Origin of the sequence: Serratia sp. CY83965 (assembly GCF_052166375.1) — a bacterium.
Lineage (GTDB): Bacteria > Pseudomonadota > Gammaproteobacteria > Enterobacterales > Enterobacteriaceae > Serratia > Serratia marcescens.
In genome coordinates, this window is the sequence record NZ_JBJNOV010000008.1 from 243,551 (window position 1) to 260,019 (window position 16,469).

General features: G+C 63.2%; 16 protein-coding genes. 4 read left to right on the plus strand and 12 right to left on the minus strand.

The window, feature by feature from the left end:
- The first annotated feature begins 121 nt into the window (after positions 1-121).
- A complete protein-coding gene (locus ACJ8PL_RS16425; protein WP_049300729.1) occupies positions 122-1,216 on the plus strand; it encodes a GGDEF domain-containing protein in 1,095 nt (364 codons plus the stop codon).
- Here the strand turns inward: ACJ8PL_RS16425 and ACJ8PL_RS16430 are convergent.
- Complete coding sequence (locus ACJ8PL_RS16430) at positions 1,213-2,124, minus strand: LysR substrate-binding domain-containing protein (RefSeq protein WP_164052307.1); 912 nt, start codon at positions 2,122-2,124, stop codon at positions 1,213-1,215. The genes ACJ8PL_RS16425 and ACJ8PL_RS16430 overlap by 4 nt on opposite strands.
- A 108-nt stretch (positions 2,125-2,232) precedes the next feature.
- On the opposite strand from ACJ8PL_RS16430, the gene ACJ8PL_RS16435 reads away from it, so the two are divergent.
- Complete coding sequence (locus ACJ8PL_RS16435; RefSeq protein WP_416170508.1) at positions 2,233-3,435, plus strand: MFS transporter; 1,203 nt, start codon at positions 2,233-2,235, stop codon at positions 3,433-3,435.
- A gap of 1 nt (position 3,436) precedes the next feature.
- Here the strand turns inward: ACJ8PL_RS16435 and fucP are convergent, their stop codons facing one another.
- From fucP to ACJ8PL_RS16470, 7 genes are read right to left on the minus strand one after another with little or no spacing between them, the layout of a single operon-like run.
- The gene (gene fucP / locus ACJ8PL_RS16440; RefSeq protein WP_097102803.1) at positions 3,437-4,666 is read right to left on the minus strand and encodes an L-fucose:H+ symporter permease; all 1,230 of its coding nucleotides are present in this window, start codon (positions 4,664-4,666) and stop codon (positions 3,437-3,439) included.
- A 40-nt stretch (positions 4,667-4,706) separates the two neighbouring features.
- A complete protein-coding gene (locus ACJ8PL_RS16445) occupies positions 4,707-5,066 on the minus strand; it encodes an L-rhamnose mutarotase (protein ID WP_015376547.1) in 360 nt (119 codons plus the stop codon).
- On the minus strand, positions 5,063-5,839 hold the full coding sequence (locus ACJ8PL_RS16450; protein ID WP_442531282.1) for an SDR family oxidoreductase: 777 nt from the start codon (positions 5,837-5,839) through the stop codon (positions 5,063-5,065). The genes ACJ8PL_RS16445 and ACJ8PL_RS16450 overlap by 4 nt, the downstream gene beginning before the upstream one ends.
- Complete coding sequence (locus ACJ8PL_RS16455; RefSeq protein WP_442531283.1) at positions 5,817-6,680, minus strand: amidohydrolase family protein; 864 nt, start codon at positions 6,678-6,680, stop codon at positions 5,817-5,819. Before ACJ8PL_RS16455 ends, ACJ8PL_RS16450 begins: the two co-directional genes overlap by 23 nt.
- Positions 6,681-6,694: 14 nt before the next feature.
- Positions 6,695-7,972, minus strand: coding sequence for an L-fuconate dehydratase (locus ACJ8PL_RS16460; RefSeq protein ID WP_442531284.1), 1,278 nt, complete (start codon positions 7,970-7,972; stop codon positions 6,695-6,697).
- Positions 7,973-7,986: 14 nt separating this feature from the next.
- The gene (locus ACJ8PL_RS16465; RefSeq protein ID WP_442531285.1) at positions 7,987-8,832 is read right to left on the minus strand and encodes a fumarylacetoacetate hydrolase family protein; all 846 of its coding nucleotides are present in this window, start codon (positions 8,830-8,832) and stop codon (positions 7,987-7,989) included.
- A 25-nt stretch (positions 8,833-8,857) separates the two neighbouring features.
- Positions 8,858-9,598, minus strand: a complete 741-nt coding sequence (locus ACJ8PL_RS16470) for an SDR family oxidoreductase (RefSeq protein WP_016929185.1) — start codon at positions 9,596-9,598, stop codon at positions 8,858-8,860.
- Between the two features lie 235 nt (positions 9,599-9,833).
- On the opposite strand from ACJ8PL_RS16470, the gene ACJ8PL_RS16475 reads away from it, so the two are divergent.
- The gene (locus tag ACJ8PL_RS16475) at positions 9,834-10,592 is read left to right on the plus strand and encodes a FadR/GntR family transcriptional regulator (protein WP_004933150.1); all 759 of its coding nucleotides are present in this window, start codon (positions 9,834-9,836) and stop codon (positions 10,590-10,592) included.
- Positions 10,593-10,718: 126 nt separating this feature from the next.
- Positions 10,719-11,861 carry a D-alanyl-D-alanine-carboxypeptidase/endopeptidase AmpH gene (ampH, locus tag ACJ8PL_RS16480; RefSeq protein WP_015376541.1) on the plus strand — a complete coding sequence of 381 codons (1,143 nt, stop codon included), beginning with the start codon at positions 10,719-10,721 and terminating at the stop codon, positions 11,859-11,861.
- A gap of 33 nt (positions 11,862-11,894) precedes the next feature.
- Here the strand turns inward: ampH and hpaC are convergent, their stop codons facing one another.
- The 4 genes from hpaC to hpaX all read right to left on the minus strand — a co-directional run bounded on the left by hpaC (position 11,895) and on the right by hpaX (position 16,469).
- Positions 11,895-12,410: a 4-hydroxyphenylacetate 3-monooxygenase, reductase component gene (gene hpaC, locus ACJ8PL_RS16485; protein WP_016929186.1), complete on the minus strand. Its 516-nt coding sequence runs from the start codon at positions 12,408-12,410 to the stop codon at positions 11,895-11,897.
- A gap of 16 nt (positions 12,411-12,426) precedes the next feature.
- On the minus strand, positions 12,427-13,989 hold the full coding sequence (hpaB, locus tag ACJ8PL_RS16490) for a 4-hydroxyphenylacetate 3-monooxygenase, oxygenase component (RefSeq protein WP_004933158.1): 1,563 nt from the start codon (positions 13,987-13,989) through the stop codon (positions 12,427-12,429).
- Positions 13,990-14,167: 178 nt separating this feature from the next.
- Positions 14,168-15,064, minus strand: coding sequence for a 4-hydroxyphenylacetate catabolism regulatory protein HpaA (hpaA, locus tag ACJ8PL_RS16495; protein ID WP_004933161.1), 897 nt, complete (start codon positions 15,062-15,064; stop codon positions 14,168-14,170).
- A gap of 34 nt (positions 15,065-15,098) precedes the next feature.
- Entirely contained in the window at positions 15,099-16,469 is a 1,371-nt protein-coding gene (hpaX, locus tag ACJ8PL_RS16500) for a 4-hydroxyphenylacetate permease (RefSeq protein WP_016929187.1), read from the minus strand.

The window sequence follows — 16,469 nt, forward strand, 5'->3', positions numbered from 1 at the left end:
CCTGTTTGCATGATAATAATCACAACCCTCAACCATGCAATTCAAGTGGATATTCGCGCCAAGGGAATGCTTCTCAACCTTAATTATTCGACAGAACGACTTTGCAAAGAGTGACCTCCGTATGAACGCCCGTTCTTATCAGGAATTACTGAACAGCAAGCAGCGCCTGGCATTATTTCTTTTTCTGATAATGAATGCCGCCTCTTCCGTATTTACATTATTGTTCCCTTTTAGGGATACGCCCGCATTTACCCTACCTTTATTATGTATACCGCTATTTTGTCTGGTAGCAGCGCTATTTTCTCTGCAAACGCCACGTAAATATTTGTGCAAACTCAACCTGTTCGCCAGCGTGCTCGGCCTGCTCTGGGCCGCACATATTTACGTTAAAAGTCAATATTGCCTACCGAATAACCAAGATTTTTTATTAATTAGTTTGTTTAGCATCTTTTTTATCAGCGCTATTTCTCTGACGGATAACTTTACCGCCTTTTGTTTACACGCCGTACCTTCCGCAATGATGATCCTGGCTTTAGACGGTATGCATAATACCCTGCGGATATTATTCACCACGCTATTACCTATTATCGCTTTCTCCATTCATCACCTGATGTTGAAACGCAGTGAAATCTTTACCCACGCGCTGGTGGCCAACCTGTATAACGAGCGGGACAAATTCAATAATTTGAGCATGCTCGATCCCCTGACCGGCCTTTATAACCGTCGAGGGCTGGAGAATAAGATCACTATGCTGCTGGAACCGCAAACCGGTCGCCACTACGTGCTGCTGCTGGATATCGACCACTTCAAGGTCTACAACGACAGCTACGGCCACGCCATGGGCGACCGGGCGCTGGTGCAGGTGGCGATCGCCATCCGCGATGCGGTGCGTTCGCGCGACATCGTGGTGCGCTACGGCGGGGAAGAGTTTTTGGTGCTGTTGACCAACGTGCACGAAGGCTATGCGGCACAGTTGGCCGAACGGGTGCGTCAACGCGTGGCGGAACTGAATATCCCGCACGGCGCCAGCCCGCAGCACAGCGGCACGCTGACGCTCAGCGCGGGCATCTCGGCATTGGAAAAGCTGGACGTCGAATCAGCGATCGGCGCGGCCGACGCCGCGCTCTATCTGGCGAAGCACAGCGGCCGCAACAATATTCAGCTGGCGCAAAACGTCGAGCCCGCTCTGCTGCAACCGCAGGAATTGACACACTAAGCGCTTTCCCAAATCGCCTTGCCCTGCCAGCGCCGTTCGATCGCCGCCAGGAACAGTTTCACCTTGGGGGAGAGATGGCGCCGGCTGGGATAGACGGCGCAGATCGGCGGCCCAGGGCGACAATAGCGTTCCAGCACCGGCACCAGCGTGCCGGCCGCAATCTGCTCGCCGACCAGAAACGCCCCCACCTGACACAGACCGGCCCCGGCGACGGCCGCATCCCGCAAGGCCTCGACGTTGTTGAAACGCATCCGGCCGCGCACCGGCTGTTCGTGCAGTTGGCCGTTGACCAAATAGCGCCAGGGCGCCGACAGCCCCTGATGACTGAAGACCAGCGTCTCGTGATCGCCCAACGCCTCCGGTTTCGCAGGCGCGCCGTGCCGCGCCAGATAATCCGGCGCCGCGCAGGTGATCAGGCGATGCGGCGCGAGCACCCGCCGCACCAGTCGGCTGTCGTCGCTGCCGCCGACCCGGATAGCTACATCGATGCCGTCGCGCACCAGATCGCTGTAATCGTCGGAAAAGCTGACGTCGGCGTCCACCTCCGGCCACTGTGCCAAAAACTCCCGCAAAATCGGCAAAATGTGCAACCGCCCCAGCGAGACCGGCAGATCCAGCCGCAGCCGCCCGCGCGGGGTTTGCCGCCGCGTATTGAGCGCCGTTTCCGCTTCTTCGGCCTGTGACAGGATGCGCTGCGCATACTCGTAAAACACCGCGCCGTCTTCGGTCAGGCTGACGCTGCGCGTGGTGCGCTGCAGCAGCCGGGTCGCCAATCGCGCCTCCAATCGGTTCACGCATTTTCCCGCCGCCGATCGGGAGATGCCCAGCCTCTCGGCCGCCAGCGTGAAGCTGCAAGCGTCGGCGACGCGAATGAATACCAGCAGGTCGGTCAGGTTATCCAACGGCATAGACGGTAAATTAGCCACGATTTGTCCCCAATGTTGCGCAATCAGGCCAGTTTATCAGCCATTTTGGCGCGGATACACTGAGGTTATTCATCTGTTGGGAGGATCCTTATGAGTGCCTTACACGCCGGCGGCGGCGCAAAGTCTTGGCTGGCGACCTTCGCCATCGGCCTGTCCACCTTTACCGTCGTCACCGCAGAAATGCTGCCCGTCGGGCTGCTGACTCCGATCGTCAATACTCTGAACGCGACGATCGGCCGCGCCGGGCTGCTGATTTCCCTGCCGGCCCTGTTCGCCGCGCTGTTTGCCCCGCTGGTGGTGCTGGGCGCCCGGCGCACGGATCGCCGCAGCCTGTTGGTGGGCTTTCTGCTGCTGCTGATCGCCGCCAACCTGCTGGCCGCCGCCGCCACCTCCCTGGCGCTGCTGTTCGCCGCGCGCATCCTGCTGGGCTTTTGCATCGGCGGTATCTGGGCCATCGCCGGCGGGTTGGCGGAACGCCTGGTGCCGCCGGCCTCCGTCGGATTGGCCCTGTCCGTCATCTTCGGCGGCGTAGCGGCGGCCTCGGTGTTCGGCGTGCCGCTCGGGGTATTCCTCGGCGAAGCGCTGGGCTGGCGCATGGCGTTTCTGGCGGTCGCCGTTCTGGCGGCGCTGACCCTGCTCCTGCTGGTGTGCGTGCTGCCGCCGCTGCCGGTCACGCAGGCGATCGGCTGGCGGTCGTTCACCGCGCAACGCGCGAATCGCCGGCTGCTGACCGGGCTGCTGCTGACGTTTCTGCTGGTCGCCGGCCACTTTATGGCTTACACCTTTGTCCGCCCGCTGCTGCAGACGGTCTCCGGCATCGAGAGCCGCTGGGTGGGGCCGCTGCTGTTCGCCTACGGCATCGCCGGCCTCGTCGGGAATTTTATCGCCGGCCAGGCCGCCGCCAAACGACTGCGCCGCACCCTGGCGCTGATCGCCCTCGGGCTGGCGCTCGCCGTCCTGCTGCTGCCGCTGCTGGGCCACGCGCCGCTGAGCGGCGGCGCCTTCCTCCTGCTGTGGGGCATCGCCTACGGCGGCGTTTCCGTTGCGTTGATGGCGTGGATGCTCAAGGCGGCGCCCGATGCGGTCGAGGTCGCCTCTTCACTGTATATCGCGCTGTTTAACCTGGCGATTTCCTGCGGTTCGCTGGTGGGTGGGCTGGTGGTGGATGCCGGCGGCCTGACGATAAACGGCGCGCTGTCCGGCCTGGTGCTGCTGCTGGCGTTGGCCATCCTGATGGGGACCCGGCGGCAGATGCCGAAAACGGCGGCGAAAGCCGATTCGCCGCCGGGGTGAATCAGGCGCGGCGCTGCCGCAGGCCGTAAACCAGCACCACCGCGAAGCACAGCAGCGGCAGCAGATAAGAGAGCGCGGTGCTGTAACGGTCGGCCAGCGCCCCCATAAAGTACGGCATGATGGCGCCGCCGACGATCGCCATGATCATGAACGAGCTGGCACGCTTGGTGTGCTTGCCCAGATTTTTCACCCCCAGGGCAAAAATGGTCGGGAACATGATCGACATAAAGAAGAACACCGCGATCAGCGCCACCACCGATACGCCGTCGACGCTCAGCATCACCACGCCGCACAGCGCGATGTTGATCAGCGCATAGACCGCCAGCAGCGTCGCCGGTTTGACTCGCCCCATCAGCCAGGTGCTGAAGAAGCGCCCGACCATAAAGCAGATCATGGCGATCGACAGCAGGTAAGAGGCGCTCTGGTTAGACACCTCGCGCCAGTGCTCGGTGGCGTAGTTGATGAAGAACGCCCCGACGCCCACCTGCGCCGCCACGTAGAAGAACTGTGTGATAACCCCGCCGACGAAATGCGGATGCTGCCACAATCCCTGCGCTATCACGCCGTGCACCGGCTTTTCCTCTTCGCGGATCGCCGGCAGCCGGGTGCGGCTGAACAACAGCGCGATCAGCAGCACCAGCGCGGCGATCGCCACATAGGTCATCTTCACAGCGCTCTGATCGCCGTCGCCGGCGGACTGACTGGCGGAGAAGAACAGCGTGCCGCCGATCAGCGGGCCGATAAACTGCCCGAGGCCGTTGAACGACTGCGCCAGGTTGAGCCGCCGTTCGGCGCCCTGCGCGTCGCCCAGTACCGTGGCGTACGGGTTGGCCGCCGTTTCCAGGCACCCCAGGCCGCTGGCGATGACGAACAGCGCGAACAGGAATACGCCGAAGCTGTTGGCCGACGCCGCCGGCACGAACAGCAACGCCCCCAGCGCGTACAGGCACAGCCCGACCAGAATGCCCGCCTTATAGCCCTTGCGATCCATAAAGTACCCGGCGGGCAGCGCCACCAGGAAGTAGGCGCCGAAGTAGGCCGCCTGCAGCAGCCCCGACTGCGCCTTGGTGACGTGCAACGTCTCCTGAAAATGTTTGTTCAATACGTCCAGCAGGCCATAGGACAGCCCCCACATGAAGAACAGGCTGGTGACCAGGATAAAGGCCCAGCGTAGATTGGCGGTCACGGGGACGCCCGGCTGCGCGGAGGCCGCACTTTTTTCAGCAAGCATGGTGATACCCTCGTATCGTCTGGCGATGATGATGTTGGCGTTATTGCTGTTGCAGAGAGAAAATCCGCGCCATTTCCACCCATTTTTCGCCCTGCGGCGTCCAGGGGGTGGCGGCCTGGTAGTGCCACATCAGCGCTTCCCATCGCTGTACTTCGGGGTTGTTCAGGCTGGCGGCGTCAAAGCGCGCGGCGTCGAAATCGGCGCTGACCTCCACGATCATGAACAGCCGGGTGCCCAACCGGTAAATTTCCATGTCCAGAATGCCGTGCTCGCGCAAATGCGCGGCGATGCCCGGCCAAATGCGCTGATGATGCTGCTGGTACTCCGCAATCAGCGCCGGTGAGTCAATCAGATCGAGCGCCTGGCAGAAACGGCGCCGCCCTGCCGCCGCGCCGCTCACGTCAGCGCCCGATCGAGATGCAGGTAGCCGCCGTCCACCGACAGCCACTGCCCGGTGGTATGCGATGACCGCGACGACAGCAGAAACGCCACGGTATCGGCGATCTCCTGCGGCGTGGTCATGCGCTGCCCGAGCGGAATGCGCGCGGTGATTTTCTCCATCTGCCGCTGCGGCTCGGCGAAGGTGTTGAGCCAGCGCTGGTACTGCGGGGTGATCACCTCCGCCGGCACCACCGCGTTCACCCGTACCCCGTCATGGCGCAGCGATACCGCCCATTCGCGCGTCAGCGCCAGCACCGCGCCCTTGGCGGCGGTGTAGCCGCTAGTGCCGCCCTGGCCGCTGAGCGCGGTCTTGGAGGCGATGTTGACGATAGCGCCCCGGCTCTCCCGCAGCGCCGCCTGGCACAGGTGCGCCATCAGGTAGTAGTGCACCAGGTTCTTTTCCAGCGAACCGACGAACGCTTCACGCCCCGCCTCCAGCCCGACGCCGTCATTGACCCCGGCGTTATTCACCATTCCGTCGATGCGGCCGAAGGTCGCCAGCGTCTGGCTGACCGCGCGGCGGCAGGCCGCCTCATCGCACAATTCGGTGAGGATCACCTCGGTGCGCGGCTGCAGCCGCTGCAAATTGGCCAGCAGCGCCGCCTCCGGCGCGGCGTTGGTGACCAGCACCGGGATCGCCCCCTCTTCAGCCAGCACATGAGAAATCGCCGCGCCGATGCCGGCACCGCCGCCGGTGACCAGCACCACCTTATCTTGCAGATACAAATCCATAACCAGACTCCGTTAAACCGTAAATTCGCCAGGCGGTGTCGCCCCAAATCGCCGCCTGCTCGGCAGCCCCCAGCGTCGACAGCGCCCGTTCGCACAGTTGCACCACCTGGCGGTAGTCGCCGGCCAGCAGGCACACCGGCCAGTCGGAGCCGAACATCAGCCGCTGCGGGCCGAACGCCTCCAGCGCGGCGTCGAAGAACGGCAGCAGTTCCTCCGCCCGCCACCGGCCGCCCGGCGCCTCGGTGATCAGGCCCGAAAGCTTGCAGGCCACGTGCGGCAGCGCCGCCAGCGGCCGGATTTGCTGCGCCCAGTGCCGCGCGCCGCGCGCGATGTCCGGCTTGCCGAGGTGATCCAGCACCAGCCAGTGCTCGTCATGGCGGGCGGCGAACGACGCCGCGGCCGCCAGATGCCGATGCGTCACCAGGATCTCGTACACATACCCGGCGCGCTGCAGCGTTTGCATGCCACGTTCCACCTCCGGCCGCGCCAACCAGGCCGCCGGATCCGCTTCGTCCTGCACCTGATGGCGCACCCCGCGCAGCGCAGCGCGCGGCCTCAGGGCCTCCAGACGCTGCGCCAGCTGCGGCGCGGCGATATCCAACCAGCCCACCACGCCGCATACGCCTTCGCTCCGTTCAGCCAGCGCCAGCAAGGCCAGCGTCTCTTCCTCGCTGGGGCGCGCCTGCACCGCCAGCGCGCTGTCGAAACCGTGTTCCTGCAACAGCGGCCGCAGCCGGGGCGGATCGAAATCCTGCCGCAGCACGCGCATCCGCTCGTCGATCCACGGGTAATGCTGCGGGTGGTAGCGCCAGTAGTGCTGGTGAGCGTCGATGCGCGGCATGCGATCCTCCCGCTTCACCCGCGGAACCGGTATTGCTCGATCGACGACGGATGCATCTCGATCGAGTAACCGGGCCGGCTCGGCGGCATGTAGGCCGCGCCGTTGATCACGCAGGGATCGACAAAGTGTTCATGCAAATGATCGACGTACTCGATCACCCGGCCTTCGTGGGTGCCGGCGATGCACAGGTAGTCGATCATCGACAGGTGCTGCACGTATTCGCACAGCCCGACGCCGCCGGCGTGCGGGCAGACCGGCAGCTGGTATTTGGCCGCCATCAGCATCACCGCCAGCACTTCGTTGATGCCGCCGAGACGGCAGGCGTCGATCTGCACCACGTCCACCGCGCCGCGCATGATGAACTGTTTGAACATGATGCGGTTCTGGCACATCTCGCCGGTAGCCACCTTGACCGGCGCCACCCCTTCGCGGATGCGGCGATGCCCTTCGACGTCGTCCGGGCTGGTCGGCTCTTCGATAAACCAGGGTTTGGCGAACGCCAGATGTTTCACCCACGGAATGGCTTCGTCCACCTCCCACACCTGGTTGGCGTCGATCATCAGCCGGCGATCCGGGCCGATCACCTCACGGGCGATGCGCACCCGGCGAATGTCGTCTTCCAGATCGCGCCCGACCTTCAGTTTCAGGTAGGAGAAACCGGCGTCGACCGCTTCCTGGCACAGGCGGCGCAGCTTGTCGTCCGGATACCCCAGCCAACCTGCCGAAGTGGTGTAGCAGGGGTAACCTTCCTGCAGCAGCCGCTCCAGGCGCCGTTCTTTGCCCTCGGCCCGCTGTTTCAGCAGCGCCAGCGCTTCCTGCGGCGTGATGCAGTCGGTGATGTAACGGAAGTCGATGCAGCGCACCAGCTCCTCCGGCGTCATCTCTGCCACCAGCCGCCACACCGGTTTGCCGACCGATTTGGCCCACAGATCCCACACCGCGTTGACCACCGCGCCGGTCGCCAGGTGAATGGCACCTTTGTCCGGCCCGATCCAGCGCAGCTGGCTGTCGCTGGTGAAGCGCCGCCAGAAGGCGCCCATATCGGCGGCGATCGTCTCCAGCCGCTCACCGACGATCTGATGCTCCAGCGCGCGGATCGCCGCGCAGCAGATCTCGTTGCCGCGGCCGATGGTGAACGTCAGTCCGTGGCCGCTGAGATCCGCGCGATCGGTCTCCAGGATCACGTAGGCGGCGGAATAGTCGGGATCCGGATTCATGGCGTCGGATCCGTCCAGCCCCAGCGAGGTGGGGAAACGAATGTCTTCAACCCGCAGTGCGGTAATGGTGGTCATGGCGGCGCTCCCGGTTAAGCCTGTACGGTTTGCTGGCGCTGTTCGCCCAGCCCTTCAATGCCCAGACGCATCGTCTGGCCCGCCCGCAGGTAGATGGGCTGCGGTTTCTGCCCCATGCCGACGCCCGGCGGCGTGCCGGTGGAGATCACGTCGCCCGGCTGCAGGCTCATAAAGCGGCTGAGGTAGCTGACGATCTGCGGAATGCGGAAGATCATGGTGCTGGTGTTGCCGTCCTGATAGCGCTTGCCGTCCACCTCCAGCCACAAATTCAGGCTGTGCGGATCGGCGATCTCGTCGGCGGTCACCAGCCAGGGCCCGATCGGCCCGAAGGTGTCGCAGCCTTTGCCCTTGTCCCAGGTGCCGCCGCGCTCAATTTGATATTCGCGTTCTGAGACGTCGTTGATCACGCAATAACCGGCGACGTGGCGCATCGCATCTGCTTCGCTGATGTAGCGCCCGCCCAGGCCGATCACCACGCCCAGCTCCACTTCCCAGTCGGTTTTCTGCGAGCCGCGCGGGATCTCCACCCGGTCGTAGGGGCCGACCACCGCGCTGGTCCATTTGTTGAACACCACCGGTTCTTCAGGAATGGCCGCGCCGGTTTCCGCCGCGTGATCGGCGTAGTTCAGGCCGATGCAGATGAACTTGCCGATGCCGCCGACGCAGGCGCCGAGGCGCGGCTCCCCCTCGACCAGCGGCAATGCGGCGCTGTCCAGCGCGCGCAGTTTGGCGAGCGACGCCGGCGATAACGCGGCACCGCCCACGTCGGCAATATGCTGCGACAGATCGCGCAGGTGGCCCTGTGCATCCAACATGCCGGGGCGCTCTTGCCCAGGTTGCCCATAACGTAAAAGTTTCATGCGTTCCTCTCTCAAAAATGGCGGATCAGTTGCTCCAGCCGCCGTCGATGATCTGCACCGTGCCGGTGGTGTACGAACTGGCATCGGAGGCCAGATACAGCGCCAATTGGGCGATTTCCTCGGTGGTACCGATGCGCCCGATCGGCTGGCGGGCGACGAACGCCTGATACACCTCTTGCTCGCTGCGCCCCTGTTCGCGCGCCTGCTCGGCGATGCGCTGGCGCAGCGACGGCGATTCCACCGTGCCGGGGCAAATGGCGTTGCAGCGGATGCCCTGGGTGACGTAATCCGCCGCCACCGAGCGCGTCAGGCCGATCACCGCCGCCTTGCTGGCGCTGTAGGCGAAGCGGTTCGGCACCCCTTTCACGCTCGAGGCCACCGAAGACATGTTGATGATCGAGCCTTTGCCGCGCGCCAACATGCCCGGCAGGAAGGCGCGGATCATGCGGAACATCGCGGTAACGTTGAGATCGAGCGCGAACGCCCACTGATCTTCGCTGCAATCGAGGATCGATCCGCTGTGCACCACGCCGGCGCAGTTGAACAACACGTCGATCGGGCCGATCGCTTCCGCCGCCGCCGCGATGGCGGCCGGATCGGTGACGTTCAGCGTCAGCGCGCGGATCCCGGCGCAGCCCTGCAGGCGCTCAAGGTTGATGTCGCTGGCGATCACTTCGGCGCCGGCGGCGGCGAACAGCCTGGCGGTGGTGAATCCGATCCCTTGCCCGGCGGCGGTGATCAGTACGCGTTTCCCGGTTAAATCCATCTTGACTCCTCGGCCTAAAGGTCTAATGGTCAGGCCACTAAGGGCGATTAAAGGTCAGGCCTCTAACATGACAAAAGACGCTTTACGCGTTATCGTTGGGGGAAGAAGTTAATAAAACAGCCTTGAAACCACATTTCAATTAACTATTTTTTTACACTTGAATAACGATTACTCAAGCGCCTTGTCGCATAATTGTGCGCCAAATCACTGAACGCCGAATCGTCAAAGGTCAAAAATGCCGATTACCCGACTGGAAAACCCAAGGATTTACAGACAGATAGCCGACCAGCTCAAACGTCTTATCGAGAATAACGAATTTCCGCCTGGCAGCCGCCTGCCCTCGGAGCGCGATCTCGCCCAGCAGTTGCAGGTCAGCCGCGCGTCGGTGCGCGAGGCGCTGATCGCGTTGGAAGTGATCGGCCTGGTGGACGTCAAGGTGGGCAACGGGGTGATCGTGCGTTCGCAAACGCCGCCGGCGGCGTCGCAGGAGTCGGTGATGGCCCAGGCCGGCCGCAACCAGTGGGCGGAGATCGACGACGAACTGAATATCGAGCTGGATTTCAACGCCGAGCTGCCGCCGTTTTCACTGCTGCAAACCCGCCTGCTGATTGAACCGGAGACCGCTGCGCTGGCCGCGCGCCACGCCACCGACGAGGAGCTGGCGGGCATCCGCGCCGCCTATGAGCAGAACTGCCGCGATAACCGCGCCGGCTCCGCCACCCACCCCGGCGATCGGCTGTTCCACATCCGCATCGCCCAGGCCAGCGGCAACCCGGCTTACGCGTTCATCATCGGCCATCTGCTCGGCCACCGCTACGGCAGCATGTTCCGCGTGCTGCAGCGCCACTATACGCCGGACGACATGCCGCACCGCTCCGAGCTGGAACACCGGGCGATCCTGGCGGCGATCGAAGCGCGCGATGTGCGCGGCGCCCGCAAAGCGATGAAGGCGCACCTGGATGAAGTGATCGCCATTTTCGCCCGCGCGCAGTAAGCCGCCGGCGGTGAAAAAATTTTATCGCCACCGCTCTTTTTTCTACATGCAGCGGGGGGGTGGGCACATTACACTGGGCGATGGATTACGCCCTTTCCCGCTGCATTGTTAAATGGATAACGACCGTTGAAGAACTCTGTCTCCGCTTTATTGCTGGCGCTGGGCCTGTGCGCCGCGCCGCTGGCCGTGCAGGCCGCGCCCCCGCAGCTGGCTTCGCAAATCGTCGACCAGTATGCCGAACATATTTTCTACAACAGCGGCGCCACCGGCATGGCGCTGGTGGTGATCGACGGCAATCAGGTGGTTAACCGCAGCTTCGGCGACACCAAGCCCGGCAATAACCTGCGCCCGCGCCCGGATTCGCTGATCCGCATCGCCTCGATCACCAAGCTGATGACCAGCGAAGTGATGGTGAAAATGGCGGCGGCAGGTCAGGTCAAGCTGACCGATCCGCTGCGCAAGTACGCCCCCAAGGGCGCCTATGTGCCGTCTTACAACGCCGGCCAGCCGATCACGTTATTGAACCTGGCGACCCACACCAGCGCGCTGCCGCGCGAGCAGCCGGGCAAGAAGCCGCCGAAAACGCCGGTGTTCACCTGGCCGACCAAGGCCCAGCGCTGGCAGTGGCTGGCGCATGCCAACGTCACGGTGCCGCCGGGCGTGCGCGCCGCTTATTCCAACCTGGCGTACGATCTGCTGGCCGACGCGCTGTCGCGCGCCGCGGGCAAGCCTTACAGCGCGCTGCTGAAAGAGAAAATCACCGCGCCGCTCGGCATGGTCGACACCACGCTGACGCCGAGCCCTGAACAATGTTCGCGCCTGATGGTGGCGGCGGCCGGCCCAAGCGCCTGCCGCGACACCACCGCCGCGGCCGGCAGCGGCGGCGTCTACTCCACCCCGCGCGACATGCAGCGCTGGATGCAGCAGTTCCTCTCCTCCAGCGCCAGCGGCCCGCGCAAAGCCACCGCCGCCAGCGAGCAAACCATGTACTTCCAGCGCCACGATCTGGTGTCGCTGAAGGGCATGGACGTGCCGGGGCAAGCGGATGCATTGGGATTGGGCTGGGTGTATATGGCGCCGAAGGACGGGCTGCCGGGCATCATTCAGAAGACCGGCGGCGGCGGCGGATTCATTACCTACATGGCGATGATCCCGGCAAAAAACGTCGGGGTGTTCGTGGTGGTGACCCGCTCGGAGCTGAGCAAGTTCACCAACATGAGCGATCCGGTCAACCGCCTGGTGAGCGATCTGGCAGCCAACAAGAGCTGATATGCGGGGCGCAGCCTGCTGCGCCCCAACGCCTCAGGCCGGCACCGCCATCTGATGGATCACCGGATGGAAGTTGCGCTTGAAGTAGATCAGGCCGTTGCCGGCTTCGCTCAGCGCGATCTGCTTGATCTGCACCAGATACATCTGGTGGGTGCCGATGCTCTGGATCTGCTCGATCTCCCCTTCCAGGCTGGCCAGGGTATTGCGCAGCACCGGCTGCCCCAGCGCGCCGAGCTGCCACTCTTCCAGCCGGAAACGATCTTCCATGCTGACGCCGGTCATGCCGGCGAAGTGGCGCGCCATCAGCTCCTGCTCATGGTTGAGCACGTTGACGCACAGCCTGCGGTTTTCCTGAAACACCGGGTTCATCGCGCTGTTGCGGTTGATGCACACCAGCAGCGTCGGCGGCGTATCGGTCACCGAACATACCGCCGTGGCGGTGATGCCGCAGCGCCCCGCCGGGCCGTCGGTGGTGACGATATTCACCGCCGCCGACAGGCTGGCCATCGCGTCGCGAAAGCGCAGCCGCTGTTCATTTTCCTGAGACATACAACCTCCTCCTGAATTACTTCAGCAGATTATCCAACTGATTAATATCGTCATTGTTCCGCAGGTGCGGCACCTTCCAGCCGTGCTGATCGTAATCGGCCAGGCACTTGTCGACCATCTGCATCATGCGATCCATGTTGCCGGATCCCTGCGCGTGGCGCAGGCACTGCAGGCGGATCTCATCCTGGCTGCCGGCGTAGTTGATCTCATACAGCTCGTGGCGACCACCGAATTCGCTGCCGATCGCATCCCACATCAGCTTGAGGATCTTGATGCGTTCAACGTGATCCATGCCGTCCGATCCGCGCACGTAGCGCGCCAGGTACTTGTCAATCTCCGGGTTGTTCATGTCGCGCACGCTGGACGGCAGGTAGATCAGGCCGCTGGTGACGTTCTTCTCGATGATGTGTTTCACCTTGGTGTAGGCCATCGGCGCCATCACGCGGTAGGTTTGCAGCGCGGCGGAATCCGGCAGGTAAGCGCCGTTTTCCCATTGCGTGGCTTCGGCGCACATTGCGTCGCTCAGCGACCAGAACAGGTTGCGCCAGGCCACCACTTCACCCAGATCGGCCTGCACGCCGCGGAACTCCAGCACGCCGGTGCACGAGAGGCTCTTTTGCAGCAGCGCGGTGATGAAATCCATCTTCACCGCCAGGCGCACGCAGGCCTGCAGCGGGAACAGTCGGGCGAAACCGCCCTGGGTGCTCCAGCGGCGACAGCGGTCGAAATCGCGGTAGATCAGCACGTTTTCCCACGGGATCAGCACATGATCCATGATCAGGATCGCGTCGTTCTCGTCGAAGCGGCTGGTCAGCGGGTAGTCGAACGGCGAACCGGTCGCGCCGGCCACCAGCTCGTAGGAGGCGCGTGAAATCAGCTTCACCCCTTCGGCGTCCATCGGCGCCACGAACATCAGCGCGAAGTCCGGGTTATCGCCCATCACCTGCGCCGAACCGAAGCCGATGAAGTTGTAGTGGGTCAACGCCGAGTTGGTAGCCACCACTTTGGCGCCGCTGACGATGATGCCGGCGTCGGTTTCTTTCTCCACCTGAATGTAAACGTCCTTCACCTCGTTGACCGGCTTATGACGATCGATCGGCGGGTTGACGATAGCGTGGTTGAAATAGAGCCCGGTTTCCTGAATGCGTTTGTACCAGTGGCGCGCGTTGTCGGCGAACTGGCCGTAGAACTCCGGATAAGCGCCCAGCGCGCAGCCGAAGGCCGCCTTGTAGTCCGGCGTGCGCCCCATCCAGCCGTAGCTTTGACGCGACCAGTCGGCGATGGCGTCACGCTGCTGACGCATCTCTTCCGGGCTGCGGGCGTAGCGGAAGAATTTGTGGGTATAGCCGCCGTTGCCGGTGTCGGTATTCCAGCACAGGCGATCCTGGCTGGCCGGATCGTGCAGCGCGTCGTACAGCTGGCCGACAGACGCCGCCGCGTTGCGGAACGCCGGGTGGGTGGTGACGTCTTTCACGCGCTCGCCGTAAATGTAGATTTCGCGGCTGTCCTGCAAACTTTTCAGGTATTCGGCGCCGGTGAATGGGCGTTTGCTGTCGGCACGAAAGTCTTCTGGTTTCATCGGGTCTTCCTCGTCATCGGCATTTTTCAGGCCGTGGAGTCGGCCATTTGTTAAAATAATGTTTTCTTTTGGTTGCTTAATTGAAGCTGCCAAAGCCGGTTTCGAGAAGAGACTTTTGCGGCAATCGCCGGTACTTTTCAGGTCAGTTTGCCGCTTTCGCGGCAAACTGTGATCGCGGTTACGAAAGGGCGTGTTGCGCCGCGCGGTAGGTCGAGGGGGAACAGCCTTCCAGCCGATTGAAAAAACGGGCGAAATAGGCCGGATCCTTGAAGCCGAGGCTGTAGGCGGTTTCATGCACCGTGCAGGCGCTGAACAGCAGCATGCGCTTGGCCTCGCGCAGCAGCCGATCGAAGATCAGCCGTTTGGGCGGCCGGTTGGCGAAGCGCCGACACAGATCGTTGAGCCGCGATTCAGTCACCCCCAACGCCTGCGCATACTCCGGCACCGGCAGGTGCTCGCGAAAACGCTCGTCCACCATCTTGTTGAAGCGCTGGAACAGCTGCAGTTCGCCGCGCACGCCGCTGTTGGCGCTGTCTTCCAGCGCGGTGTTGCGCAGCAGCAGCGTGAACACCGCCTGCGCCAACAGCGCCAACGTCTGTTCGCGCCCGGCCAGGTTCTGCGCGAACTCGCGGCGGATCAGCGCCCAGTAGTGGCTGAGCGCCGTCAGTTCCTGCGGCGCATCGGCCAGCGACAGGCAGATGCCCGGCATGTCCAGCGCCAGGTTGCTGCCGGGGTACAGGCGCTCCAGCAGCGGCCAAATCAGCTCCTGGCGTACCGTCAGCACGTGGCCGTCGCTGTCCGGTTCGGTGAAGAACGCATGCGGCACCGACGGCGGCGTGAGGATGAACAGCGGCGCCTGCACCGAATAGTGCTGATCGTCGAGCTGCAGCTCTATCTTGCCGGTCTCCAGGAAATGAACCTGGAAGAAGCAGTCGTGCCAGTGCACCTGCATGTCGCGGCCAAAGAATGCCGCCAGCCCGGCGAAGGTTTCGTAGTGCACCTCGTCGGCGGCGTAGCGCGCGTCATACTCTTTGCAAATATCGATGTTGGCGATAAAGCCGGTACTTTTCCGCACCCCATGACCTCCTGCAATCCTGCCTATCTGCGTATCAAGGCGTCGCTCTCGGGCGCGAATCCTTCATCGGGATGCGCCACACCAGCACGGCGCCGACGATCAACAGCGCCGAGACGAAATACAGCCCGGAGTTGAAGCTGCCGGTCAGATCCTTGAACCAGCCGATCAGCAGCGGGCTGAGCGCCGATCCGATGTTGCCGGTGGCGTTGATCACGGCGATCCCCACCGCTCGCGCTTCCAGGCTGATCGACTGATCCGGCGTGGTCCAGAAGATCGCCATGGCGGTAAAGGAACCGACCGACGCCATCACGATCCCCAGCAGCTGGATCAGGCTGTGATCGGTGGCGGACGCCAATAGCCAGCCGGCGGCGGCGAACAGGTACGGCAGCGCGGTGTGATGCTTGCGCTCCTGCAGCCTGTCGGATCGTTTGCTCCACCACACCATGCCGGCGATGGTGCAGATCTGCGGGATCGCCGCCAGGATGCCGATCGTCACGTTGCTGCTGCCCTGGTTAAAGCTCTGCAGGATCTGCGGCGTCCAGATGTTGATCGCGCTCAGGGTGTTGGTCAGGCAGAAATAGGCCAGCGTGTACATCAGCACAATCGGCGTGCAGATCTCGCGCCACAGGCTGCGCTGCTGCAGCGCGCGGTGGCTGCTCGGCCCGTTGGGCTGCACCAGCTGCAGCTTGTCGGCCTCCATCATCGCCTTCAGGCTGGTTTTTTCCTCGTCGGTCAGCCACTTGGCTTTGGCCGGCGTGTCATCGAGATAGAACCACACCACCACGCCCAGCAGCACAGACGGAATGCCTTCCAGCAGGAACAGCCACTGCCAGCCCTTCAGGTTCATCACCCCATCCAGCGCCAGAATATAGCCGGAGACCAGCGAACCGATCGCCATGGTCACCGGCATGGCGATCATGAACAAGGCGTTGGCGCGGGCGCGGTAGAACGCCGGGAACCAGTAGGTGAGGTACACCAGAATGCCCGGCAGGAAGCCGGCCTCGGTGATGCCGACGATCATGCGCAGCACGTACAGGCTGGTCGGCCCGGTGGCGAACATCGTGCAGGTGGAAGCGATGCCCCACAGCACCATGATGGTGGCGATCCAGCGCCGCGCGCCGACCCGGCTCAGCATCATGTTGCTCGGAATGCCAAAGATCACGTAGGTGACATAGAACAACGTCGCCGCCAGCCCGAACATGGTCGAGCTGAGGCCGAGATCTTTGCCCATCGTCAGCCCGGCGAAGCCGATGTTGATACGATCGAGGAAAGAGAAAACAAACAACACGAACAGGAAAATGATCAGGCGCCGAAACAACTTTTTAATCACCGATTGCTCGGCGGCGGTTAACGCTTTATGTTGCTGCGCCGGGTTGGCCGGCGGCAGCGAATCGACGTGGTTCAT

What these genes read in the sequence shown, in the direction of transcription:
- ACJ8PL_RS16430 (WP_164052307.1), bottom strand. Translation starts at nt 2,124, where the DNA reads ATGCCGTTGGATAACCTGACCGACCTGCTGGTATTCATTCGCGTCGCC.
- ACJ8PL_RS16470 (WP_016929185.1), bottom strand. Translation starts at nt 9,598, where the DNA reads ATGGATTTAACCGGGAAACGCGTACTGATCACCGCCGCCGGGCAAGGG.
- ACJ8PL_RS16475 (WP_004933150.1), top strand. Translation starts at nt 9,834, where the DNA reads ATGCCGATTACCCGACTGGAAAACCCAAGGATTTACAGACAGATAGCC.
- ACJ8PL_RS16455 (WP_442531283.1), bottom strand. Translation starts at nt 6,680, where the DNA reads ATGCCGCGCATCGACGCTCACCAGCACTACTGGCGCTACCACCCGCAG.
- hpaC (WP_016929186.1), bottom strand. Translation starts at nt 12,410, where the DNA reads ATGTCTCAGGAAAATGAACAGCGGCTGCGCTTTCGCGACGCGATGGCC.
- ACJ8PL_RS16425 (WP_049300729.1), top strand. Translation starts at nt 122, where the DNA reads ATGAACGCCCGTTCTTATCAGGAATTACTGAACAGCAAGCAGCGCCTG.
- hpaX (WP_016929187.1), bottom strand. Translation starts at nt 16,469, where the DNA reads ATGAACCACGTCGATTCGCTGCCGCCGGCCAACCCGGCGCAGCAACAT.
- ACJ8PL_RS16465 (WP_442531285.1), bottom strand. Translation starts at nt 8,832, where the DNA reads ATGAAACTTTTACGTTATGGGCAACCTGGGCAAGAGCGCCCCGGCATG.
- fucP (WP_097102803.1), bottom strand. Translation starts at nt 4,666, where the DNA reads ATGCTTGCTGAAAAAAGTGCGGCCTCCGCGCAGCCGGGCGTCCCCGTG.
- ACJ8PL_RS16460 (WP_442531284.1), bottom strand. Translation starts at nt 7,972, where the DNA reads ATGACCACCATTACCGCACTGCGGGTTGAAGACATTCGTTTCCCCACC.
- hpaB (WP_004933158.1), bottom strand. Translation starts at nt 13,989, where the DNA reads ATGAAACCAGAAGACTTTCGTGCCGACAGCAAACGCCCATTCACCGGC.
- ACJ8PL_RS16435 (WP_416170508.1), top strand. Translation starts at nt 2,233, where the DNA reads ATGAGTGCCTTACACGCCGGCGGCGGCGCAAAGTCTTGGCTGGCGACC.
- ACJ8PL_RS16450 (WP_442531282.1), bottom strand. Translation starts at nt 5,839, where the DNA reads ATGGATTTGTATCTGCAAGATAAGGTGGTGCTGGTCACCGGCGGCGGT.